The 22,569-nt window shown below is 65.7% G+C and carries 18 protein-coding genes; 11 read left to right on the top strand and 7 right to left on the bottom strand.

From position 1 onward, the window contains the following. Nucleotides 1-80: 80 nt before the first annotated feature. From hflK to ASE91_RS01965, 5 genes are all read left to right on the top strand, one after another. Complete coding sequence (hflK, locus tag ASE91_RS01945) at nt 81-1,154, top strand: protease modulator HflK (RefSeq protein ID WP_235530254.1); 1,074 nt, start codon at nt 81-83, stop codon at nt 1,152-1,154. After that, a complete protein-coding gene (gene hflC, locus ASE91_RS01950; protein WP_055998640.1) occupies nt 1,151-2,020 on the top strand; it encodes a protease modulator HflC in 870 nt (289 codons plus the stop codon). The genes hflK and hflC overlap by 4 nt, the downstream gene beginning before the upstream one ends. A 94-nt stretch (nt 2,021-2,114) precedes the next feature. Then, entirely contained in the window at nt 2,115-3,647 is a 1,533-nt protein-coding gene (locus ASE91_RS01955) for a Do family serine endopeptidase (RefSeq protein WP_056622148.1), read from the top strand. A gap of 110 nt (nt 3,648-3,757) precedes the next feature. Further along, nucleotides 3,758-5,428, top strand: coding sequence for a helicase HerA-like domain-containing protein (locus ASE91_RS01960; RefSeq protein ID WP_056622151.1), 1,671 nt, complete (start codon nt 3,758-3,760; stop codon nt 5,426-5,428). Beyond that, nucleotides 5,425-6,357 (top strand): helix-turn-helix domain-containing protein, encoded by a 933-nt coding sequence (locus ASE91_RS01965; RefSeq protein WP_056622153.1) that lies wholly within the window; start codon nt 5,425-5,427, stop codon nt 6,355-6,357. Before ASE91_RS01960 ends, ASE91_RS01965 begins: the two co-directional genes overlap by 4 nt. A 66-nt stretch (nt 6,358-6,423) precedes the next feature. Here ASE91_RS01965 and ASE91_RS01970 read toward each other — a convergent pair whose 3' ends face one another. The 3 genes from ASE91_RS01970 to queF all read right to left on the bottom strand — a co-directional run bounded on the left by ASE91_RS01970 (nt 6,424) and on the right by queF (nt 10,596). Further along, nucleotides 6,424-7,704, bottom strand: coding sequence for a glycoside hydrolase family 130 protein (locus ASE91_RS01970; RefSeq protein WP_055998632.1), 1,281 nt, complete (start codon nt 7,702-7,704; stop codon nt 6,424-6,426). A gap of 37 nt (nt 7,705-7,741) precedes the next feature. After that, complete coding sequence (locus ASE91_RS01975; RefSeq protein ID WP_156357606.1) at nt 7,742-10,009, bottom strand: glycosyltransferase family 4 protein; 2,268 nt, start codon at nt 10,007-10,009, stop codon at nt 7,742-7,744. 143 nt (nt 10,010-10,152) lie between these two features. Further along, nucleotides 10,153-10,596: a preQ(1) synthase gene (queF, locus tag ASE91_RS01980; RefSeq protein WP_056622158.1), complete on the bottom strand. Its 444-nt coding sequence runs from the start codon at nt 10,594-10,596 to the stop codon at nt 10,153-10,155. A gap of 30 nt (nt 10,597-10,626) precedes the next feature. Between queF and ASE91_RS01985 the strand changes: the two genes are divergently transcribed. The 5 genes from ASE91_RS01985 to ASE91_RS02005 all read left to right on the top strand — a co-directional run bounded on the left by ASE91_RS01985 (nt 10,627) and on the right by ASE91_RS02005 (nt 16,779). After that, on the top strand, nt 10,627-12,174 hold the full coding sequence (locus tag ASE91_RS01985; protein WP_056622160.1) for a cryptochrome/photolyase family protein: 1,548 nt from the start codon (nt 10,627-10,629) through the stop codon (nt 12,172-12,174). 32 nt (nt 12,175-12,206) lie between these two features. Further along, complete coding sequence (locus tag ASE91_RS01990; protein ID WP_056622162.1) at nt 12,207-13,028, top strand: sulfurtransferase; 822 nt, start codon at nt 12,207-12,209, stop codon at nt 13,026-13,028. Beyond that, a complete protein-coding gene (metC, locus tag ASE91_RS01995) occupies nt 13,025-14,218 on the top strand; it encodes a cystathionine beta-lyase (RefSeq protein ID WP_056622164.1) in 1,194 nt (397 codons plus the stop codon). The genes ASE91_RS01990 and metC overlap by 4 nt, the downstream gene beginning before the upstream one ends. Further along, nucleotides 14,215-15,495: a mechanosensitive ion channel family protein gene (locus ASE91_RS02000; protein ID WP_056622165.1), complete on the top strand. Its 1,281-nt coding sequence runs from the start codon at nt 14,215-14,217 to the stop codon at nt 15,493-15,495. The genes metC and ASE91_RS02000 overlap by 4 nt, the downstream gene beginning before the upstream one ends. 153 nt (nt 15,496-15,648) lie before the next feature. Continuing rightward, on the top strand, nt 15,649-16,779 hold the full coding sequence (locus tag ASE91_RS02005; RefSeq protein WP_056622167.1) for a GNAT family N-acetyltransferase: 1,131 nt from the start codon (nt 15,649-15,651) through the stop codon (nt 16,777-16,779). A 4-nt stretch (nt 16,780-16,783) separates the two neighbouring features. Here the strand turns inward: ASE91_RS02005 and ASE91_RS02010 are convergent, their stop codons facing one another. From ASE91_RS02010 to ASE91_RS02020, 3 genes are all read right to left on the bottom strand, one after another. Beyond that, nucleotides 16,784-17,101, bottom strand: coding sequence for a hypothetical protein (locus ASE91_RS02010; protein WP_056622169.1), 318 nt, complete (start codon nt 17,099-17,101; stop codon nt 16,784-16,786). Nucleotides 17,102-17,113: 12 nt separating this feature from the next. After that, nucleotides 17,114-18,703, bottom strand: a complete 1,590-nt coding sequence (locus tag ASE91_RS02015) for a hypothetical protein (RefSeq protein ID WP_082453761.1) — start codon at nt 18,701-18,703, stop codon at nt 17,114-17,116. Nucleotides 18,704-18,785: 82 nt separating this feature from the next. After that, nucleotides 18,786-20,570, bottom strand: coding sequence for a hypothetical protein (locus tag ASE91_RS02020; RefSeq protein ID WP_056622173.1), 1,785 nt, complete (start codon nt 20,568-20,570; stop codon nt 18,786-18,788). Nucleotides 20,571-20,665: 95 nt separating this feature from the next. Between ASE91_RS02020 and ASE91_RS02025 the strand changes: the two genes are divergently transcribed. Then, complete coding sequence (locus ASE91_RS02025; RefSeq protein WP_056622302.1) at nt 20,666-21,856, top strand: glycosyltransferase family 2 protein; 1,191 nt, start codon at nt 20,666-20,668, stop codon at nt 21,854-21,856. A 61-nt stretch (nt 21,857-21,917) separates the two neighbouring features. On the opposite strand, the gene ASE91_RS02030 is transcribed toward ASE91_RS02025, so the two are convergent. After that, nucleotides 21,918-22,508 carry a class I SAM-dependent methyltransferase gene (locus ASE91_RS02030; protein WP_056622175.1) on the bottom strand — a complete coding sequence of 197 codons (591 nt, stop codon included), beginning with the start codon at nt 22,506-22,508 and terminating at the stop codon, nt 21,918-21,920. Between the last annotated feature and the right edge of the window lie 61 nt (nt 22,509-22,569).

Genomic DNA, 22,569 nt, shown 5'->3' on the forward strand with positions numbered 1-22,569 from the left:
CTGTAAAAGGGAGGGCGGCCCCCTATAAAGGAAGGATGCGATGGATCATGGGGTGGCGCCGACGCGCGCAAGTGCTGGGGATGAGCGACAAGGGCCCATGGGGCGGCGGCGGTGATTCCGGCAACGGATCGGGCGGCGGCGGCGAGGACGGTCCGCGCAATCCCTGGTCGCTGCCGCCCGCTGGCAAGCGCAGCCGGATCGGCGGATCGACCTCGCTCGACGAATTCCTGAAGCGCGCGCGCAGTGGCGGGCCGGGCGGTGGACCGTCCTTTCCGGCCAATGCCGGACGGCTGTGGCTGGCGGCGGTGGCGGCGTTGGTGTTGGTGTGGATCGGCTTCACCAGCTTTCATTCGATCGGCCCGCAGGAACGTGGCGTCGTGACCATGTTCGGAAAATATACCAGCACGCTGAACCCCGGCATCCAGTTCACCCTGCCCGCGCCGATCATGCGGGTACAGGTCGAGGACGTGCAGAATACCCGTACCGAATCCTTTCCCGAGGGCAGCCAGCCCAATCTGATGTTGACCGGCGACCAGAATATCGTCGATCTGGCGTATTCGGTGCGCTGGAACATCAAATCGCCCGAGGATTACGTCTTCGAGATCAAGAATCCGAAGGAAACGGTGCGCGCCGTCGCCGAGAGCGCGATGCGTGCGGCGGTGGCGGGGAAGAACCTGACCCAGGCGATCGGTTCGGGACGCGGCGAGATCGAGGCCGAGGTGCAGACGCGGATGCAGGCGCTGCTCGACGAATATCAATCGGGCGTACGCGTACTGGGCATCAGCATCCAGAAGGCGGCGGCCCCGGTCGAAGTCGACGACGCGTTCAAGGCAGTGACGGCGGCGCAGCAGGAAGCGCAGTCGAACCTGAACCGCTCGCGCGCCTATGCGCAGCAGGTGATCGCCCGTGCGCAGGGTGATGCGACCGAATTCGACAAGATCTACGAACAATATCGGTTGTCGCCCGACGTGACCCGGCGGCGGCTCTATTACGAGACCATGGAGCAGGTGTTGAACCGCGCCGACAAGACGATCGTCCAGCCCGGCGTTCAGGCCTATCTGCCGCTGCCCGAAGTGCGCCGCCAGCAACAGGCAACGCCCGAACCGCAGGCCCCCCCGACGCCGCAGGCGCAGCCGACGGGAGCCGTACGATGAGCCGGGTGTTGCGCAATCCGATGGCGGCGGGCATCGCGCTGCTGGTGCTGGTCATCCTGTTGTTCAGTACGATCGTGATCGTACCGGAGACGCGGCAGGCGGTGATCCTGCGGTTCCAGCAGCCGGTCGGCACGCTCAATCCGTACCGCGCCGATCAGCCGTTCGGGCGGACCGGGGCCGGGCTGGTCGCCAAGATCCCGTTTTTCGACCGGGTGGTGTGGATCGACAAGCGGGTGCTGGATATCGAGCTCAACAATCAGCCAGTGCTGTCGACCGATCAGCTGCGGCTGGAGGTTGACGCCTTTGCCCGGTTCCGCATCGTCGACCCGTTGCAGGCGGTGATTTCGACCGGGTCGACCGCCAACACCGAAGAGCGGGTCGCCAACCAGCTGGAACCGTTGCTGTCGTCGGCATTGCGCGCCGAACTGGGGCGTCGTCCGTTCGCGTCGCTGCTCAGCCCGGAGCGGGGCGCGGTGATGGACAATATCCAGAATGCGTTGCAACGCACCGCGCGACAGTACGGTGCGGAGATCGTCGACGTGCGGATCAAGCATGCCGACCTGCCCGATGGCAGCCCGCTCGAATCGGCGCTGGCGCGGATGCGCTCGGCTCGGGAACAGGAAGCGGCGACGATCGCGGCACAGGGCCAGCGTGACGCGCAGGTCGTCCGCGCCAATGCCGAGGCGGAGGCCGCGCGCATCTATGCGGCAAGCTTTGGCAAGGATGCCGATTTCTACGCGTTCTGGCGGGCGATGCAGTCGTATCGCACCACCTTTGCCGGGGCACCGAACCAGAGCGGCAGCACGTCGATCATCCTGTCGCCCGAAAACGGGTATCTTCGCGAATTCGGTGGTCGGGAACGCTAAAACTCCGCCGAACATTCAAACCGCGTTCAGCAAGGCAATGGCAGGTTAACGGCCCGAAGGGGTCGTGAGCCTAATTCGAGAGGACCATTCAACAGTGCGTTACGCCTACGCCATTACTTCCGCTCTATTGCTGGGCGGCGCCGCCGCGACCCTGACGCTCAATCCGTCGGGGGCGCAGACCGCGCAGAACGAACCCGGCGCGATCAACGCCATGTCCGCACCGCGCGCCGGTGCGCCGATGAGCTTCGCCGACATGGTGACCCGGCTTTCGCCCGCGGTCGTCAACATCTCGACCACGCAGCGCATCACCGTGCAGCAGCAGGCGAACCCGTTCCAGGGTACGCCGCTGGAGCAGTTCTTTGGTGGACGCGGCGGTGGCGGTGGCGGCGGCCGGACGCAGGAGGCGCAGTCGCTCGGCTCGGGCTTCCTGATTTCGAACGACGGCTATATCGTCACCAACAACCACGTGGTCTCGGCCGGAGCGGAAGGCGCGACGGTCGAATCGATTACCGTGACGCTGGCCGACCAGAAGGAATATAAGGCGAAGCTGATCGGACGCGACGTGCTGTCCGACCTTGCGGTGCTGAAGATCGACGGTCCGAACTTCCCGTTCGTCCGCTTCGGCGATTCGCGGCAGGCGCGGGTCGGCGACTGGGTGCTGACGATCGGCAACCCGCTCGGCCAGTCGGGCACGGTGACCGCCGGCATCATCTCGGCGCTGAACCGCGTCGGGCAGGGGCCGTATGACCGCTTCATTCAGACCGATGCGGCGATCAACCGCGGCAATTCGGGCGGACCGATGTTCGATATGCAGGGCAATGTCATCGGCATCAATTCGCAGATCCTGTCGCCGACCGGTGGCAATATCGGCATCGGCTTCGCGATTCCCGCCGAACAGGCCAAGCCGATCGTCGACAAGCTGATGAAGGGTCAGTCGGTCGCACGCGGCTATCTGGGCCTCGGCCCACAGGATGTCAGCGAAGACATCGCCAACGCGCTGGGCATCAGCAAGGATCGCGGCGCATTGGTGCGTAGCGTTTCGCCGGGCGAACCGGCGGCGCGGGCCGGCATTCGCGTCGGCGACGTGGTCCTTGCGATCAATGGCAAGGAAATCACGCCGCAACAGTCGCTGACCTATCTGGTCGGGCTGGAAGCACCGGGCAGCCGCGTCACGCTCGACGTCCTGCGCGATGGCCGTCGCCAGCAGATCCCGGTGACGCTGGGCACGCGTCCGTCGGAAGAGCAGTTGCAGGCGCAGGACGAACGCTTCGATCCGAACGAAGCGCCGAACAATCCGCCCGCGAACGACAGCCTGTCGGCGACCGCCGGCATGGCGGTGCAGCCGCTCAACCCGTCGATCGCACGGCAGCTCGGGCTGGACGCATCGACGCGTGGTGTGGTGATCGTTGCGGTCGATCCGAACAGCGATGCGGCGGCCAAACAGTTGCGGCGCGGCTTCGTCATCCTGTCGGCGGATCGTCAGCCGGTGACGTCGTCGGCCGAGCTTGCCCGCACGGTCGCGGCGGCACGTGCTGCGAAACGCAAGCTGTTGTTGCAGATCCAGCCGATCGGTCCCGGCGGATCGGTCCCACCGGCCTTCGTCGCGATCGCGGTCGACAACCGGTAAGTACGAGAAGGGCGGCGGTCATCGGGATCGCCGCCCTTTTTACGTGCAAAACGCGCGATTTACGTAGACTTTAAACTAGGTAAGTATCCTGCCACGACAGGGGGCAGGGCATGATCGATACTACCGAACTCTTTGTGGGCGCGACTGGAACTGGCGTCCGCCAATCGCTGGTACTGAAACGCGCCAATCGCCACGGACTGATCGCGGGGGCGACCGGCACCGGCAAGACGGTGACGTTGCAGGGACTGGCCGAAAACTTTTCCGCTGCCGGCGTTCCGGTGTTCGTCGCCGATGTGAAGGGAGACCTGTCAGGCATCGCGATGGCCGGCAGCGCGACCGCGAAGCCGCACGCCGCCTTTGCCGAACGCGCCGCCGCGATCGGGGACAGCGACTGGCAGTATCGCGAGACGCCGGTCGTGTTCTGGGACCTGTTCGGAGACGCCGGCCATCCGATCCGGGCGACGGTGTCGGAAATGGGACCGCTGCTGCTCAGCCGGATGCTGAACTTGAACGACGTACAGGAAGGGGTGCTGACCATCGCCTTCCACGTCGCCGACGAGGACGGGTTGCTGCTGCTCGACCTCGACGATCTACAGGCGATGCTGGTGCATGTCGCCGAGCGCGCCAACGAACTGACCACCCGGTACGGCAATGTCGGCAAGCAATCGGTCGGCGCGATCCAGCGTGCGCTGCTGCAATTGCGGACCCAGGGCGGCGACCGGTTCTTTGGCGAACCGGCACTCGACCTCGCTGACTTCCGGCGAGTGAGCGACGACGGGCGCGGCATCGTATCGGTACTGGCCGCCGACAAGTTGATGGCATCGCCGCGCCTCTATGCGACGTTCCTGCTGTGGCTGCTGTCCGAATTGTTCGAAACGCTGCCCGAAATCGGTGACCCCGAAAAGCCGGTGCTGGTGTTCTTCTTCGACGAAGCACATTTGTTGTTCGACGATGCGTCCGACGCGCTGGTCGATAAGGTCGAGCAGGTTGTGCGGCTGATCCGGTCGAAGGGCGTCGGCATCTATTTCGTGACGCAGAACCCGGTCGATATTCCCGATGCGGTCGCGGCACAACTGGGCAACCGGGTGCAACATGCTTTGCGGGCGTTCACGCCCAAGGAAGCACGGGCGATCCGGGCGGCGGCGGAGACATTCCGTGCCAATCCCGGCGTCGACGTGGCGCAGGCGATCACCGAACTGAAGACCGGCGAGGCGCTGGTGTCGGTGTTGCAGGCGGATGGATCGCCCAGCCCAGTCGAGCGGACGCTGATCCGGCCGCCGCGATCGCGGGTCGGACCGGTGACCCCGGTCGAACGCGGCGTGTTGATGGAAACCGATATCATCGGTGACCGCTACGACACCGCGATCGACCGCGAATCGGCAGCCGAACTGTTGGGAGCGAAGGCCGGGGAAGCCGCTGCCGCTGCTGCCGCCGCCAAGGCGCAGGTCGCCGCCGACAAGGAAGCTGCGCTGCAGGCGAAGGAAGACGCGCGCGCGGCGAAGGAAGCCGAACGCCGGCGCATTGCCGAACAGCGTGCCGCCGACCGCGCGGCGCAGGAGGAGGAGAAGGCGGCGCGCACGACTGAGCGCGAGGCAGCGAACAACCCATGGAGCCGCGCCACGCAATCGGCGACGCGATCGGCCGGGTCGGCGGTTGGGCGGATCGTCGTCAACGAAATCGGCAAACAGGTGTTCGGCACGACCCGCGGCGGGCGTGCGAAAAGTGGCGGCGTCGTCGGCGGTTTGCTGCGCGGTGTTCTGGGCGGGTTGTTCCGGGGTTGACCGGGATGCGAACGGTCGTCGGTGGGACCGAGACGCCTGATATTCCTCCCGCGCTGTTCGCGATGCCGCCCGGCATGGCGATCCGGTACGAACGGCCCGATCCGGCGCTGGCCGACTATACGACCGGCTATCACCTCTATGCCGCCAGCGGACCGGCATCGATCGGGATGGAGAACTGGTTCCTGCCCGGCACCGCCAATGTCCGGGTGACGCTGGACGCAGGGCCGATCGCGGTGTCGATCGGGCGGCGGATATTCAACCCGATGCCGCAGGCCAGCCTGTGCGGGCCGAGCAGCCATGCGCTGCATACGCTGACCAATGGCGGGATCATGATCGGCTTCGGGGTCAGTGCGCTCGGCTGGTCGCGGTTCTTTGCGGAAGGCGCCGACCGCTATGCCGACCGGATCGAGCCGCTGGACGATGTCGCGTCGCCGGGTTTCGCCGACCGGCTGGTCGCGACGCTGTCGGCGGTGGAGGACGAGCATGGCGTGAAGGCTGCACTCGACCGGTTCCTGCTCGCCGAGATCGGACCGCCCAGTCCCGACGAAGCGCTGATTCGGCGTATTGCCCTGCTGGTCGTCGACGATGCGCCGGGCGGGCTGGCGCAGGCGGCGCGGGAATGGGATATCTCGCCCGAAGCGCTGCGGCGGATATGCCGCCGGCATTTCGGTTTCCTCCCCAAAACGCTGCTGATCCGCTCGCGTTTCCTGCGTTCGTTGATCCCGTTGATCGAGTCGCGCGGTGAGATCGATTATTCAAGCATCGATCCGGCCTATTTCAGCGCGTCGCATTTCCTGCGGGACTCACATGCGGTGCTTGGCACGACACCGCGGCGGTTTTTGCACGAACAGATCGATTTTCTGGTCGCCAGCCTGCGGGCGCGGGCGGCGGTGCTGGGAACCGCGACACAGGCGCTGCACCGGTTGTGAACCGGTGGCGACGTGGCGGCGGGCACGCCGTTCGTTGGCACGGTTCGCAGCGCCACCAGAGGCGCGTCACATCGCGCCGAGCAGCGCCTCGATCGTGACGAACGCGAAGGCGACCGAGCTGTCGGCGACGCCGTACGGAATGAAGATCCGGTCGCCATGGCGGATCGCGCCGCACGAATAGACGACGTTGGGGACATAGCCCTCGCGGTCCTCGTTCGCCGCTGCAAGGATCGGGTCGCGGGTGCGGCCGATGACCTTCGACGGATCGTCCTTGTCGAGCAGGACCGCACCGATCGCATATTTGCGCATCGCGCCGACGCCATGGGTCAGCAGCAGCCAGCCTTCGTCGATCTCGATCGGCGGGCCGCAATTGCCGATCTGCACCAACTCCCACGGATAGACGGGCTTGAGCAGCATCTCGCCCTCGTCCCAATGGGTCAGCCTGTCGGATTTGATGAGGAACAGGTTCTCGCCGTCCTGCCGGCCGATCATCATATATTGCCCGCCGATCTTGCGCGGGAACAGGCCCATGCCCTTGTTACGGGCGGCGCTGCCGGTCATCGGCACGAGATCGAACGCGCGGAAATCGCGGGTGCGCAGCAGTTCGGACTGGATCATCGACCCGTTATAGGCGGTGTAGGTGCCGAGCCATTCGAAGCTGCCGTCATCATGCTGGAAGCGGACGAGGCGCATGTCCTCCAGCCCCTTCGACTGGGCCTGCGTGATCGGGAAGATCACCGTGCCCGACAGCGTCGAATCGCGGTGGCGGAAGACGGTCACCTCACCCTCGGGCGCTTCGTCCTCTTCGCCGATCGCGTCGGCGGCGGTGGCGAAGGGCGGCTCGGGCGCCAGCGTCAGTTCGTTTTCGTCGGTGATGATGCCTTCGCGGAACGCGACCGACGAAATATGGCCTTCACCGACCGCGCGCAGCGACATCAGGATGCGCAACGACCCGTCGGGCATCCCGGTCTGGTCGAAATGCGGCACCGCGCTGGGGTTCATCAGCGCGGCGGCCGCGTAGCTATATTCGTGACAGAAATAGGCACCGATCAACTGGCGCTTTTCGTCGCCGATCTCGGCACCGTTCAGTCCCAGTACTGTCTCGATCTCATCATAGCGGGTCATGAACACGCGGCGCGTCTGCCAATGGCGCGCCTCGAAATCCTTGAGCACGGTTTCGAGTTGCGCGCGCGTTTCCTGCGCCGACATCGCCAGTACTTCGCCGACCAGTCGTTCGGTCCGGCTGGGGGCGGAGCCGTTGCGCTGCCACGCGATATGAAACGGGCGCACCACCACGCGCGAGGGATCGGCGTACAGCCGCATGGGGTGGTTGTAGATATCCAGCATTCGCGCGTCCAATAGTCCCGGCCGAAACCGTAGCCGGTCAGGCTACGGCGCGGCGCGGGTCTGCCACGGATGCGCGGCCCTTTGAAAGGGAAGAAATGGCGCAGGATGCCAATTGCAGCGCGAGAATCGACTCCGCACCCTGATTGCGGTTCAATCCGGTCGGCATCAGTCCGTCGAAACAGCCGCCGTCGGCGACGGTCGCCAGCGGCAGGTCGAGATCGTTGGCCCCCAGATACCAGTTATACGCCCTGACCGCTTCGTCCATCCAGCGTCGGTCGCGCGTGGCTTCGAAGGCAGCGGCGCAGGCTTCGACCGTCGCCTGCGCCTCCAGTGGTTGCTGATCGAAGGGCAGCGGGTCGGCATAGGCACGATGGAAGCTTTCGGTGCCGACCGCGCGGAAGCGACCCTCGGGCGAGGTTTGCTGCCCGACGATCCAGTCGAGCGTTTCCAGCCCGACCTTCAGGTAATCGTCGCGCTTCAGCGCCTTTCCGGCGCGGATCATCGCCTCGGGCAGGCGGGCATTGTCATAGGCCAGCACGATTTCGAACCAACGCCATTCGGGACGACGAGCCGCGTCGAGCAAGGTTACCAGTTCGGCACCGAAACGGGTCGCGATCTCCGTCGAGAGCGCGTGACCGGAATTGACTTCCAGCATCGCCACCGCTGCCAACATCGCAAAGGCACGAGCACGTGGCGAGCCCAGATCAAGTGCGATCGACGCGGTCTGTTCGTACAGGGCGGTCGCCCAGTCGCGATGCTTGCGCGAACGCGCGTCGCGGGCGGTGATGGCCAACGCCCAGAGCGCACGGCCGTTCGAGTCTTCCGACCCTTCATCCTCGCACCAGGTCCGGTCGAAATTCATGAAGTTTCGGAAACGCAGCTTGTCCGGATTCCACGCATATTGGACAAACGATGCATAGATCGTGGTCCATTTGTCGCGTTGAACCTCGTCAAGGTCGTCGATCTGGGACATCAGGATCAGTGCGCGGGCATTGTCGTCGATGCAGTAGCCGTGACGGCGATCGGGCACCGAATAGATCGAGTGCTGCAACATGCCGGTCGCATCGCTCATCCGTTCTACCGCGGCAAAATCGGGCGTCAGCGCGGTCAGGTCGGTGCTGGGCCGCACCCGACTGGGACGGGCGGCGACGGCGCGCTCGATCTCGACCATTGCCGCTTCGGCGAGGCACGGGAACAACATCGTCCGGCCACGGGCATAGGCGCGGAGCGCCAGCGTGTCGCGGCGCAGATCGTTGTCGAGCAGGTCGTTGATTTCGCGCGCGAACGCATCCGCATCGCCGAAATCGACGATCACGCCGTGTTCGTCGGCGAGGATTTCGGTAGCATGGACGTACGGAGTCGACACCACGACCTTGCCGACGCCCACCGCATAGGACAGCGTGCCCGACGTGATTTGCGCCGGATTGCTGTACGGGGTGACGTACAGGTCGGCCGCCTGCAGATAGTCGAGCAGTTCGTCCTGTTCGACGAAGCCGTCGAGGAAACAGACATTGTCGGCGACGCCCAGCCGGGCGGCCTGCGCCTTCAACCGGTCGCGATATGCCTCGCCCTCATGCGCCACGAGATGCGGGTGGGTCGCGCCCAGCACGACATACAGCGCATCGGGATGCTTTGCCGCGACCTGCGGCATCGCATCGATCATCGTTTCGATGCCCTTGTTCGGCGCCAGCAGGCCGAAGGTCAGGACCACGGGACGGCCGGTCCAGCCGAAACGACCTTTCATCGTGTCGGGCGCGACGAACGGACGGTCATGAACACCGTGCGGGATGGTCACGATCTTGCGCGCATCGGTTCCATGAACGCGCATCAGGATCTCACGACCCTTGTCGGCCATCACCACCACCTTGGCAGCGCGGCGCAGCAGCGCTTCGAGCACGCGGCGCTCATCTGCATTGGGGGTTTCGAGGATCGTGTGCAGCGTGATAATGACCGGTACGTTCACCCGGTCGAGCAGGCCGACGATATATTCGCCCGCCGACCCGCCATAGATGCCATATTCGTGCTGAACCCAAACCGCCTGCGCCCCGCTCGCCTCAATCCGGCGAGCGGCTTCGAAATAGGCGATACGGTCGTTCTGATCGATCGCGTGGGTGACTTCGGGGGGATAGTCATAGGCGCCGGGCCGGTCGTCCATCGCATAGACGTCGACCGCCAGATCGGGAAACCGATCGCGCAACGCATTGTAGGTGTCGGTCGTAAAGGTCGCGAGCCCGCATTTACGCGGCAGGAAGTTACCGATCAGCGCGATACGATCGAGCGGCTTCGTGGCGACCATTCGGTCCATCTGCGTTCCTCTTTGCGATGCGGTGAGCCGCTCCCCGGAGGGGCGGTGTCCATAACCAGAAACATTCCGATCCGCATAAAAGTTGCATGATTTGTGCGTTGCGGCAGGATTCGACCGTCGAAACGTTGCCGCAACGCGACGAATCAACCGCGTCCGCGATATCCGGGCACGTCCTGTTCAGGAATCCACACGCCGGCGGGTTTTTCTCCCGACTGCCAGAACACGTCGATCGGAATGCCGCCGCGCGGATACCAGTAGCCGCCGATGCGCAGCCACACCGGGTTCATTTCACGGAACAGGCGCTCGCCGATACCGACGGTGCAATCCTCGTGAAACGCCGCATGGTTGCGAAAGGCGCCAAGGAACAGTTTCAGCGATTTCGATTCGACGATCGTCGCACCCGGCACATAATCGATCACCAGATGCGCGAAATCGGGCTGTCCGGTAACCGGACACAGCGAGGTGAATTCGGGCGAAGTGAAGCGCACCAGATACGGCGTGCTGCGCGGGTTCGGAACATAATCGAGTTCGGCGGCTTCCGGGTTGGCGGGAAGCGGGCTGGCCTGGCCAAGGAATTTCGGGTCCATGGCTGCGTATGTAGGAAAAGGCGGGCGCGAATGGAACGGGTGCTGATCCCGGTGCTGGGCGACCAGTTGTCGATGGGCCTGTCGTCGCTGCGCGACGCAGATACCGGCTGCACCACGATCCTGATGATGGAGGTGGTCGAGGAGGCGACCTATGTCCGGCATCACCCCAAGAAGATCGCGTTCCTGTTCGCTGCGATGCGGCATCATGCGGCCGCGTTGCGGGAGGCGGGTTGGCGCGTCGACTATGTAACGCTCGACGATCCCGACAACGCCGGCAGCTTCACCGGCGAGGTCGCGCGGGCGGTCGAACGGCATGATCCGACGCGGATCGTCGTCACCGAAGCCGGCGAATGGCGGGTGCAGGCGATGCTGGAGGCGTGGGAGACGGTCTTCGGCATACCCGTCGATGTCCGCGCCGACACGCGATTCCTGTGTTCGCACGACCGGTTCGCCGCGTGGGCCGAGGGGCGACGCGAACTGCGTATGGAATATTTCTATCGCGACATGCGCCGCAAGACCGGTTTGCTGATGGACGGCGACAAGCCGGTCGGGGGCAAATGGAATTTCGATCACGACAATCGCAAGCCCGCCCAGCGCGACATGCTGATGCCGCGACCGCTGTCGTTCGCACCGGACGACGTGACGCAAGCGGTGCTGGCGTTGGTCGGCGAACGCTTCGGCGATCATGCCGGGTCGCTCGACGGGTTCGACTTCGCCGTTACCCGCAAGGACGCCCTGCGCCAGCAACGCGCCTTCCTGACCCATGCCTTGCCGGGGTTCGGCGACAATCAGGACGCGATGCTGACCGACGAACCGTATCTGTGGCACGCGGTCCTGTCGCCCTACCTGAATGCCGGGCTGCTCGATCCGCTCGACCTGTGCAAGGCGGTCGAGAAGCAGTTCTTGGGCGGCAAGGTGCCGATCAACGCCGCCGAGGGCTTTATCCGGCAGGTCATCGGGTGGCGCGAATATGTTCGTGGCATCTATTGGCGCGAGGGACCGGACTATGTCGAGCGCAACTTCCTGAATGCGAAGCGCGACCTGCCCGGATTCTACTGGACCGGCGAGACCGACATGCACTGCCTGTCCCAAGCGATCGGGCAGACTTTGTCCAACGCCTATGCCCATCATATCCAGCGGTTGATGATTACCGGCAACTTTGCCTTGCTCATCGGGGCCGAGCCGCAACAGGTGCATCGCTGGTATCTGGAAGTGTATGCCGACGCCTATGAATGGGTCGAGCTGCCCAACACGCTGGGGATGAGCCAGTTCGGCGATGGCGGGCTGCTGGGGTCGAAGCCCTATGCATCGTCGGGTGCCTATATCGACCGGATGTCCGATTATTGCAGGTCTTGCCGCTATGACGTGAAGCAGCGCACCGGGCCGGATGCGTGTCCGTTCAATGCGCTGTATTGGGACTTCGTGGTCCGCAACCGCGACAAGTTCGGCAACAATCCGCGGATGGCGATGCCGTATCGCAGCTGGGACAAGATGGCCGGGGAAACGCAGCAGGCGCTCCGCCAACAGGCGGCGGGGTTTCTCGAGGCACTCGATGAACTGCCGCGGTACGGGGATTGACCGGCGGGACCGCTCGCCTAAGCCTCTCCCCCATGCAATCGCTCCTTTCCACCGCATGGCTGGCCGACCGGATCGGTACCCCCGGCCTGATCGTCCTCGACGCGACCTTCGTGCCCGTACAGCCCGATCCGCCGCGCGACGAAGCCGCGGAATATGCCGCCGCGCATGTGCCTGGCGCGCGCTTTCTCGACCTGCGTAGCCTGTCGACGGGCCAGGCGACGTCGCTGCCGACGGCGGACACCTTCGCCGGGCGGCTGGGGGCGCTGGGCGTCGGGCAGGATGCGCATATCGTGCTGTACGACAATTCGCCGCACCATACGGCGGCGCGCGCGTGGTGGCTGTTCCGGCGGTTCGCGCCGGCACTGCCGGTTGCGATCCTCGACGGCGGCCTGCCGAAATGGCGCAGCGAGGGCCGCCCGGTCGAGCGCGGTATCGCGACGTCCGAACCGACCCGCTTCGTCGCCGATCCCGATCTGGCCGCAGTCCGCACCAAGGCCATGATCCTTGCCGGTGACGGGGCGCAGCTGGTCGATGCGCGGTCGCCGGCGCGCTTCGACGGGAGCGAGGCCGATCCGCGCGGGCTGCCGTCGGGGCATATTCCGGGCAGCCGCAACCTGCATTATGCACGCTTCTTTCGGGACGACGGGACGTGGCGGTCCCCTGAGGAACTGGCGGCGCTGTTCGCGGGCGAGGGCGTCGATCTCGACCGGCCGGTGACGACCACCTGCGGATCGGGCGTCACCGCCGCGATCCCCGCCTTTGCACTGCATCTGCTGGGGCGCAGCGCCGCTTTATATGACGGCAGCTGGACCGAATGGGCCGCCGATCCGCAGACGCCGAAGGTGACCGCATGAGCAACTACGATACGCCCCAATCGCCCGCGACGCGCGTCGTCACCGGCGGCCGGCGCGATGAATGGACCGGCGGCGTGGTCAACGTGCCGGTGTGGCGCGCGTCGACGATCTTGTACGACGACGTCGCCGACCTGCGCGCGGCGGCGGGCGGCGATACCCATCATCGCCTGTTCTACGGCCGGCGAGGCACGCCGACCCAGTGGTCGCTGGCCGAGGCGTTGACCGGACTGGAGCCGGGGGCGGAGGGCACGTTGCTCTATCCATCGGGGGTCGCGGCGATCACGACGGCGCTGCTCGCCTATCTCAAGCCCGGCGATCACCTGTTGCTGCCCGACAGTGCCTATGATCCGACCCGCGCCTTCGCGCTGGGAATGCTGCGCACGATCGGGGTCGAGACGACCCTGTACGATCCGATGATCGGGGCGGGCATCGCCGAGTTGATGACGCCGAAGACGCGGGTGCTGTTCCTCGAAAGTCCCGGCAGCCTGACCTTCGAGGTACAGGACGTGCCGGCGATGACCGCCATCGCGCGCATGCGCGGCATCACCACCATCCTCGACAATACCTGGGCGACGCCGCTGCTGTTCCCGGCCATGGCGCACGGGGTCGATGTGACGATCATGGCCTGCACCAAATATGTCGTCGGCCATTCCGATGCGATGCTGGGATCGGCGACGGCGGTGGCATCGCACTGGCAGGCATTGCGCGACGCGACCTATCAACTGGGCCAGCATGTCGGGCCGGACGATGCCGCGCTCGGCGCACGCGGCCTGCGGACGATGGCGGTGCGGTTGAAGCAGCATGGCGAATCGTCGATCCGGATCGCGACATGGCTCGGCGAACAGCCGGGCGTCGCGCGGGTGCTGCACCCCGCGTTGCCGGGCAGTCCGGGACACGACATCTTCGTCCGCGATTTCCGGGGCAGCGCCGGGCTGTTCGCCTTCGTCCTCGACGGCGGCAGCGACGATGCCCGCGCGGCGCTGATCGACGGCCTCACGCTGTTCGGTATCGGGTATAGCTGGGGCGGGTTCGAAAGCCTCGCGCTGCCGATCGATCCGCATCGCTATCGCAGCGTCACCCGCACCCCGGCGGAGGGGCCGATGATCCGGTTGCAGATCGGGCTGGAGGACGTGGACGACCTGATCGCCGATCTCGACGCCGGTCTGGCGCGGTTCCGGGCGACGCGGTGAACGGGATCGCCGGCTGGCTGACGGCGCGCGGCCTGCCGGTCGGGGATGGCGCGCAACTGGCCGAGGCGGGGGTGGCGCTCGGCTGCGTGCTGTTGTCGCTCGCGCTCGGCTGGTTCGTCGGGCGCTGGGCCGGGCCGGGGCTGACCGGCCTGTGGCGCGACCGGGTGGGCGACCATGCCACCGGCATCGTCGAGCGGCTGTGCGACATCGTCCGCCATCTGGTCGCGGTACTGGCGCTGGCGGTGGTGGGGAAGGCGCACGACTGGGGCGCGTTGGCCGACATCGTCGTCGGGGTTGCGCTGGGCGCGGCGGTGGCGCGGCTGGTAGTGCAGCTGTTGCGCGGCGTCCATCTGGCACGGTGGATGGCGTGGGTGGTCGGGTTCATCCTGTTCGTCGCCGTGCTGTCCGGGGCCGTCGGCGGGCTGGAGCCGATCACCGATACGCTCGACGCGATTGGATTTTCGATCGGGCGCCGGCGATTGTCGCTGCTGGCGCTGGTCAGCACCCTGCTGACGGCGGTGGTGCTGTATGCGGTCGTGCGGATCGTCAACAAACTGGTCGCGCATGGCGTCGCGCAGGCCAAGGGGCTGGACCCGGCGCAGAAATTGCTGGCGCAGAAGCTGGCATCGATCGCGGTGGTGATTACCGCGTTTTTCTTCGGGATCGATGTGCTCGGCATCGACCTGACGACCTTTGCGATCTTTTCCGGTGGCCTTGGCCTTGCGGTCGGATTCGGGTTGCAGAAGACGGTCGGCAATCTGATCGCGGGCATCATCCTGTTGATGGACCGGTCGATCAAGCCGGGCGACGTGATCGTGGTCGGCGACAGCTTCGGCTGGGTCAACAAGATCGGCGTGCGCGCGGTGTCGGTCATCACCCGCGACGGCAAGGAGCACCTGATCCCCAACGAAAACCTGATGACGCAGGAGGTGGAGAACTGGTCCTTTTCCGACCGCAACGTCCGGGTCCGCATTCCGGTGGGCGTGGGATACGAGACCGATTTGCGGCTGGCGCAGAAGCTGATGTTGCAGGCGGCGACCGAAAGCCCGCGCGTGCTGCGCAGTCCCAAGCCCAATGTCTGGCTGATCTCGTACGGCGACTATGCCGTCGAACATGAGATACTGGCGTGGATCAGCGACCCCGAACAGGGCGTCGGCAATGTCCGGTCCGATGTGCTCAACCGGCTATGGGATCTGTTCAAGGAGAATGGGATCGAGATTCCGGTCCCGCGGCGCGAGCTGTTGTTCCGGGATGGGTTGAAGGTGACGAAAGACTGATCGGTTCGTCATTCCGGCGAAGGCCGGAATCCACGGACAGACCGGCGCCGCGCCTCTTGCCGGGAGGGCCGTATCCATGGATCCCGGCCTGCGCCGGGATGACGGTGTGAAGGGGGCTACCCGACGCCTGCCATCACCCCTATCTTCGCCCATGTGACGACCATCACCGCCCGCATCGCCGAGGGCGTCCGCGCCGTTCCCGCCGACCAGTGGGACGCCTGCGCGGGCAAGGGCAATCCGTTCCTGTCCCACGCCTTTCTGTCGGCGCTCGAACAATCGGGCAGCGTCGGTGGACGGTCGGGGTGGCAACCGCTGCCGATCATCGTCGACGATGCCGACGGCGTGCCGGTCGCGATCGCGCCGGCCTATGCCAAGTCACATAGTCAGGGCGAATATGTGTTCGATCACGCATGGGCCGATGCGTGGGAGCGGGCCGGCGGCGATTATTACCCCAAGCTGCAGATTGCCGTGCCCTTTACCCCGGTGCCCGGCCCCCGGTTGCTGCTGCGCGATCCGGCGCAGGCATCGGCGCTGATCGCGGCGGTCGAGGCGGTAGTCCGGCAGAACGGGCTGTCGTCGGCGCACGCGACGTTCGTCGACGAAGCGCAATTGCCGGCGTTGCAGGCGGCGGGCTGGCTGACGCGGGCGGGGACGCAGTTTCACTGGGCCAATCGCGGCTATGACAGCTTCGATGATTTCCTGAACGACCTTGCCAGCCGCAAGCGCAAGGCGATCCGCAAGGAACGTGCGGCGGCGCTCGACGGGCTGACCGTGCGGCACCTGACCGGTCGTGACATCCGGCCGGAACATTGGGATGCGTTCTGGACGTTCTATCAGGACACCGGCAATCGCAAATGGGGACGGCCGTATCTGACGCGCAGCTTCTTTCCGTTGTTGTCGGAGGTGATGGGTGACGACGTCCTGCTGATCCTCGCCGAACGCGACGGACGGCCGATCGCGGGGGCGCTGAACCTGATCGGCGGCGATGCGCTGTACGGGCGGTATTGGGGCGCGGTGGAGGAGGTGCCGTTCCTCCATTTCGAGCTATGCTATTATCAGGCGATCGATGCCGCGATCGCGCGGCGGTTGCAGCGGGTCGAGGCGGGGGCGCAGGGCGAGCACAAGCTGGCGCGCGGTTATGTCCCGGTCACGACGTGGTCGGCGCATTTCCTGCCCGACCCCGGTTTCCACCGCGCGGTCGCCGAGTTCGTCGAGCGCGAGCGCGCCGCGATCGGGCAGGAGCAGGAATATCTGGGCGAGATGACCCCGTTCCGGCGGGGCTGACGCCTTACTTCCGCCCGAACAAGCCGCCGAGATTGCCGAGCAGGTCGCCCGCGCCGCCCTTTGCATCGATGTCGAAGCCGAATGCCTGCGCTACCTGTCCCAGCGCGTCGGCCCCGCCGATTTCGGAAAGGATCGATTCGATCTGATGACGCGATACGCCGCTATGGTCGGCGGCGTCCTGTGCCGGGTCGGCATGGCCGGCGAACTTGCCGAGCAGGCCGATGACCGTCTGCACCTGTTCGGGGGTGATGCCAGCCTTTTCGGCGATGGCGGGCAGGTCGAAGCGGCCGGCAAGGTTCAGCGCGTTGTTGAGAAAGTCCATGAAGCGTCTCCTTTACCGGACGATGGTGTCGCGCGCCGCCATCTGGCGCGACGGGCGGCGGCGGGGTTTGGCAAACGGCCGATTGCCCAGATCGCTCCAGGTCAGCACCGGCGGGGGGATGCGGTGGTCGATCCGGAACAGCGCGCTGCTGCCATTGCGCCAGACCGGGATCAAGCCCTGTTCCAGCCGCCGGTCATATTTGGGCGGGCGGATCAGCCAGACATAGTCGAACGCGTCGCGCGGGAATTTGTAGAGCGCCCCGGCGATCGGCCGCCAATATTCACGCGGGCATTTGACGTCGGTGACCAGTTCGGACGGATCGTGCGAAAATCCGCGCGCCGGGAAATAGCGCACGGTCAGCAACTGCCCGCCGGCCATCGACCATTGATCGTTGGCATAGGCCAGCCGCCGGGTCAGCGCCATGCCGGGCAGATGTTGCAGCCGGGTCATCCGCCATTCGTTGTAGCACGTCTCCCCGACGAAGGTGACCAGCCGCGCGCCGATCGGCACATGGTCGAGCGCCGCCAGTTCGCGGTCGTAGGCGCGGTCGTACAGCCAGAAGCTGGCGGTGGTCGCACCGATCCGCCCGACGAAGATGGCCAGCCCGATCGCGGCCAGTACCGATGCGTTGCGGATCGACGTACCGGGTTTGGGACGCAGGGCGATCAGGCAGATGCCGAAGAGATAGGGGACCAGCCGCATATCGGCATAGGCCGACCCGAACACGATACGCGGCAACAGGACATAGACCGCGATCAGGAACAGCGCCGACAGGCCCAGATTGCGCGAATAGCCGATATTGGGATCGCGCACCCCCTTGAACAGCACGAGATAGAAGACCGCGACCGAGGCGAGGTCGTAGAGCTGCCACCGGTCGCGCAGCGTCATGGTCAGCCACAACATCTTCGCGCGCCAGTTGAACCAGTCGGCGGTCTGCCCGCCGACATGCCCGCCCGACCGCCACAACAGCATCAACAGTGCCGGCGGGGCAAGGACGAGGCAGTGGAGCCCGGCATGGAGGGCCGCGGCGAACCAGTTGCGCCGCTTGTCATGCTCGCGGATCAGTTCGGCCGATGCGGCGAGCACGCCGAGCGTCCCCCAGCCGAACGTATGGGTCAGCCAGACCAGTCCGGCGATCGGCACGAACACGATCCCGCGCAGCAGCAGCCGCCCCTGCCGCCCCAGCCGCAGCCACAGTGCAAAGGCGTTGAGCGCCAGCGCCATCGACAGCGCGAAATTGGCGAACCCGAAATGCAGCGGAAAGCTGTAGACGATCGGCAGCGCGAACAGCGCGGTGGCCGGAATGCGGCCATGCACCTCGCGCGCGATCCACAGCAGACCGATGGCGGTCAGCGGCGGAATGGCGAGGATGATGAGCTTGACGGTCGGTTCGAGGCCGAGCAGCGGTTCGAACAGCCAGACGAGCAGGTCGACGCCGAGATTGCCGATCAGGCTCCAGTCGAAATTATACCAGTCGTGAAACCAGGGGGCCTGTCCGGTGTCCCACAGTTGCTGGACGCGATATCGCCCCATATGACCGGGCAGGTCGACCATCGGCGGAACGTCGGGCCACAGCAGCGGCACCGCCGCCAGTACCGCCATGAGCGCGACGAACCACCGCGTCTGCCACCACATACGGCGGTGTTCACCTGCCAACGTCTCTATTCCCCGTATGCCCGCGCCTCTAGTCGAGTCTGCGATAAAGCCGGAGCGGCGTTCCGTGCAAGGGGACACGCACAAAGCCTGGCGGCGTTCCACCATGGGTCAGGACCGTGGCGAGGCTGTTCGGATAGGTCCGCTCGACCTTGATCTCCGAAAAATCGCCGGGGCAGAACATCACATAGTCGGCCCGCCACGCCCGCACGATGGGATCGCCCACGCCCGGCGGCGACAGAAAATAACGGTACATGTCCATGTTCGCACGGTCGTTGCGGTGATAGCCCGCGCCCACCGTCTTCATATGCGTTGCCCCGATCATGTACGATGCCATGTTGGTCGGTGCCATCACGACCCCTGCGGGCAGCCGGTCGACCTGTTCCCAGGTATCGCCGCCGTTGCACGCCATCTGCGGCGTCGCGTACGCCGCTCGGCCCTTGGCAAGCAGGGCGGCGGGCGGCGGGTTCAGCCAGCGATCGATATAGGACGGAACTACCAGATACGTGACGCCGGCACCGGCCAGCCAGGCGGCCACAACCAGCAGCGGCCGTCCGTCTCGCCGTGCCTTAACGACCCACCCTGCGAGCAGCGGTACGCTGAGTGGCGCGCCGATATAGACGCCGCGGACCTGCGACAGCGTGATCAGCCCCGATACCACCACGACTGCCGCGATCGGTGCCCATAGCGGCCAGCGTCGCGAGGCATGCCACGTGGTCCAGCCGCAGGCGACGAGGCCCGCCGCCATCAACCCCGCCAGCGAAACCATGCGCCACCACAGCGTTTGCGCAAAGATGCTGTTCGCTTCGTCGATATGGGCAATGAACCGGATGCGCAGGAACGGCGATACCTGTCCGTACGGCCCGGTCATGCAGGCAGGATAGCGCGCCAGTACCAAGGCGATCACCAGTCCGCCGAGCGACGCCCCTACCCCCAGCCGCTGCCAGGGGGACGTCAGGCGCGGTGTCAGCCATGCCAGCAACGCCAGCACACCCGATACAAGGATGATCGCGCTGGCCGAGGCGGGGGTGAAGGCATCGCACAGCGTGTCCGACCAATAGGTCGGCCGCATCGTCAGGTAGAAGACCAGCGTCAGCCCGGTGAATCCGGCCGCCAGCATGGTCAGCCGCGCCGAGTCGCGCTGCCCCCGCACCGCCCAGCCGACCGCGGCGACGCCGATCAGCGCCACGACCTGCGGCGCGGTCTCCAACCCGATCATCATGCTGCACGCCAGCGCCAGTCCGGCGATCGTTGCCGCAACGCGTCCGGGCGTCATGAGCGCCAGAACCGCGATCTGGATCACGACCACCTGCAATGCGTGATGATCGATCCGGCCGGGAATGAACAACGTCGTTCCCGGATAGGCCAGCCCGGCGAGCACCACCGCCGGCACGCCCGCACGTTCGCCCCACAGCCGCCGGGCGATACGGGCACCCAGCAGCATCGAGACGAACAGCAGCAGCAGCGGATAGCCGACCACCGTAACCAGTTCGGCAAGATAGCGGCCAAAGATCGGCGTCAGTGTCAGGATCGATGCCGCCGGGATCAGGTCGTTCAGCCGCGACCAGTGCATCGGCGAGCCCATCGGCGGCGCCATGCGATATTGCGTCCAGTCGTTCATCGCCTGCCCGCCGATCCAGTCGCGAATCTGCGCGAGGCGCATCATGTCGTCGGCATCGGGCAGGATCAGCCGAGACAACCGCCCGATATCGGCAAGTCCCCAGCTGAGCCCGAGAATCGTCACCATCGCCAGCGCGATCACGGTTTCGATCAGGCCGGGGCGGGACACGGCGCGGGCGGGGCGTGGCGAGGTCATCGCCGGCGACGATAGCCGACAATGGTTAACCGTCTTTTCAACCTTCCGGCCTAGCTTTGTGGCGTATCTGGTACAGGGGAATACGCGTGCAGGCCATGATCATCCCGACCGCGCCGGTCGATGTCCCGCATCAACCGGCCATCGACGACATCGAACTGTCGATCGTCATGCCCTGCCTCAACGAGGCGGAGACGCTCGCGCTTTGCATCCGGAAGGCCAGAACCTTCCTCGATTCCAGCGGTATTGCGGGGGAGATCATCGTCGCTGACAACGGTTCGACCGATGGGTCGCGACAGATCGCCAATGCGATGGGTGCGCGGCTGGTCGGGGTCGAGGCACGCGGCTATGGCGCGGCGCTGATCGGCGGGATCGCGGCTGCGCGCGGACGCTATGTGATCATGGGCGATGCCGATGACAGCTATGACTTCTCGGCGCTGATGCCGTTCGTCGATGCCCTGCGCGCGGGCGGCGAGCTTGTGATGGGCGATCGTTTCCGTGGCGGGATTGCCAAGGGTGCGATGCCGCTTCTGCACCGATATCTGGGCAATCCGGTACTCAGCTTTCTCGGTCGGCACCTCTTCGATTCGTCGGTCGGCGATTTCCATTGCGGGTTGCGCGGGTTCTGCCGCGACAAGGTTCTGGCGCTCAACCTCGCCTCTCCCGGCATGGAATTCGCCAGTGAAATGGTGGTCAAGGCGGTCCTAAACCGGCTCGACGTGCGGCAGGTGCCGACGACGCTTTCACTTGATGGACGCAGTCGCGCGCCGCACCTGCGCACATGGCGTGACGGGTGGCGGCACCTGCGCTTCCTGTTGACCCATGCGCCGCGGCACCTCTTTCTGTATCCGGGCATCGCGCTGGGTGCGGTCGGTGGGATCGGGGTCGCCGTCCTGTCAACGACCAGCGTCGAGCTGGGTCGCGTGGAACTGTCAGGTACGACGCTGCTGTTCTGTGCGCTTGCCGCGTTTCTGGGCAGCCAGTTGATCGGGTTCGGCGCGGTCGCCCGCCTGTATGGCGTTGCCAGCAAATTGTGGCCGACCAGTGCGGGCGTCGAGCGGTTCCGCCGCCACTTCACCGTCGAGCGCGGCTGTTTACTGGGCGGTGGGCTGTTCGTGACGGGGTTGGCCGGGCTGGGCGGCGCGGTGGCGATGTGGATGGGTAACGGCTTTGGTCCGATGGAACCCGTGGCGATGCTGCGGCTGACCATCCCGGCGATGCTCGCGACGCTGATCGGGTTGCAGACGGTCTTTACCAGCTTTCTGATCGGGCTGATCGACCCGCGCTGATCCGTCGGCACAAGCAAAGGGCCGCGCGGGGATTGTCTACGCGAACCCTTTTCGCCTGATGTCAGCGCGACAGGATGGTCACGAAATGCAGCCCACGGTCGAACGCCCAGCTGAACGGGCGGGGGTAGAGCGACAGGCGGCTACCGAATTCGCTCGGCTTGAGCGTCAGCCTGTCCCAGATCGCGCTCCATTCGCAACGCGAAAGGTAATTGTACGGCAAGCGCACGCCGTGTGCGGCATTGCCGACCCAGTCCATGAAGCGCAGCGTGATCCCGGCGGCGATGCCGTCCCGTAGATGGTCTTTGAGAATGACGACCTTTGCCACGCGTGCGATTTCCGCCAGCACCGCTTCCGGGTCGTCGGTGTGGTGGAGCACGTCGACGACGATTGCCGCATCGAACGCCCCGTCGGCGTGCGGAATGTTCGCACCGTCATAGGCTTCGACAGGAATGGCGGTATCGGGCCGGACCAGCACGTCGATGCCGCGAATGGTGACATCGGGTCGCAGCGTCACGATCAGCGCGGCCAGATCGCCGCTGCCGCAGCCGACGTCGAGGACGCGCGCGTTTCGTGGCAGTCGGCCGGCGATCTCGCGCGCGAGTGTCGCGATGCGCCGCCCGAACACCAATTTGCCATGTAACTCACCCAACATCGCCGATTCTCCCAGTCACTCATCGGCCCCACCATGGCGGTGAAGCCAATGAAGAATGGTT

Source organism: Sphingomonas sp. Leaf62 (assembly GCF_001421915.1).
In the GTDB taxonomy this organism is placed as follows: domain Bacteria; phylum Pseudomonadota; class Alphaproteobacteria; order Sphingomonadales; family Sphingomonadaceae; genus Sphingomonas.

What these genes read in the sequence shown, in the direction of transcription:
- hflK (WP_235530254.1), top strand. Translation starts at nt 81, where the DNA reads ATGAGCGACAAGGGCCCATGGGGCGGCGGCGGTGATTCCGGCAACGGA.
- hflC (WP_055998640.1), top strand. Translation starts at nt 1,151, where the DNA reads ATGAGCCGGGTGTTGCGCAATCCGATGGCGGCGGGCATCGCGCTGCTG.
- ASE91_RS01960 (WP_056622151.1), top strand. Translation starts at nt 3,758, where the DNA reads ATGATCGATACTACCGAACTCTTTGTGGGCGCGACTGGAACTGGCGTC.
- ASE91_RS01970 (WP_055998632.1), bottom strand. Translation starts at nt 7,704, where the DNA reads ATGCTGGATATCTACAACCACCCCATGCGGCTGTACGCCGATCCCTCG.
- ASE91_RS01975 (WP_156357606.1), bottom strand. Translation starts at nt 10,009, where the DNA reads ATGGACCGAATGGTCGCCACGAAGCCGCTCGATCGTATCGCGCTGATC.
- queF (WP_056622158.1), bottom strand. Translation starts at nt 10,596, where the DNA reads ATGGACCCGAAATTCCTTGGCCAGGCCAGCCCGCTTCCCGCCAACCCG.
- ASE91_RS01985 (WP_056622160.1), top strand. Translation starts at nt 10,627, where the DNA reads ATGGAACGGGTGCTGATCCCGGTGCTGGGCGACCAGTTGTCGATGGGC.
- ASE91_RS01990 (WP_056622162.1), top strand. Translation starts at nt 12,207, where the DNA reads ATGCAATCGCTCCTTTCCACCGCATGGCTGGCCGACCGGATCGGTACC.
- metC (WP_056622164.1), top strand. Translation starts at nt 13,025, where the DNA reads ATGAGCAACTACGATACGCCCCAATCGCCCGCGACGCGCGTCGTCACC.
- ASE91_RS02010 (WP_056622169.1), bottom strand. Translation starts at nt 17,101, where the DNA reads ATGGACTTTCTCAACAACGCGCTGAACCTTGCCGGCCGCTTCGACCTG.
- ASE91_RS02015 (WP_082453761.1), bottom strand. Translation starts at nt 18,703, where the DNA reads ATGGCGGTACTGGCGGCGGTGCCGCTGCTGTGGCCCGACGTTCCGCCG.
- ASE91_RS02020 (WP_056622173.1), bottom strand. Translation starts at nt 20,570, where the DNA reads ATGACCTCGCCACGCCCCGCCCGCGCCGTGTCCCGCCCCGGCCTGATC.
- ASE91_RS02025 (WP_056622302.1), top strand. Translation starts at nt 20,666, where the DNA reads ATGATCATCCCGACCGCGCCGGTCGATGTCCCGCATCAACCGGCCATC.
- ASE91_RS02030 (WP_056622175.1), bottom strand. Translation starts at nt 22,508, where the DNA reads ATGTTGGGTGAGTTACATGGCAAATTGGTGTTCGGGCGGCGCATCGCG.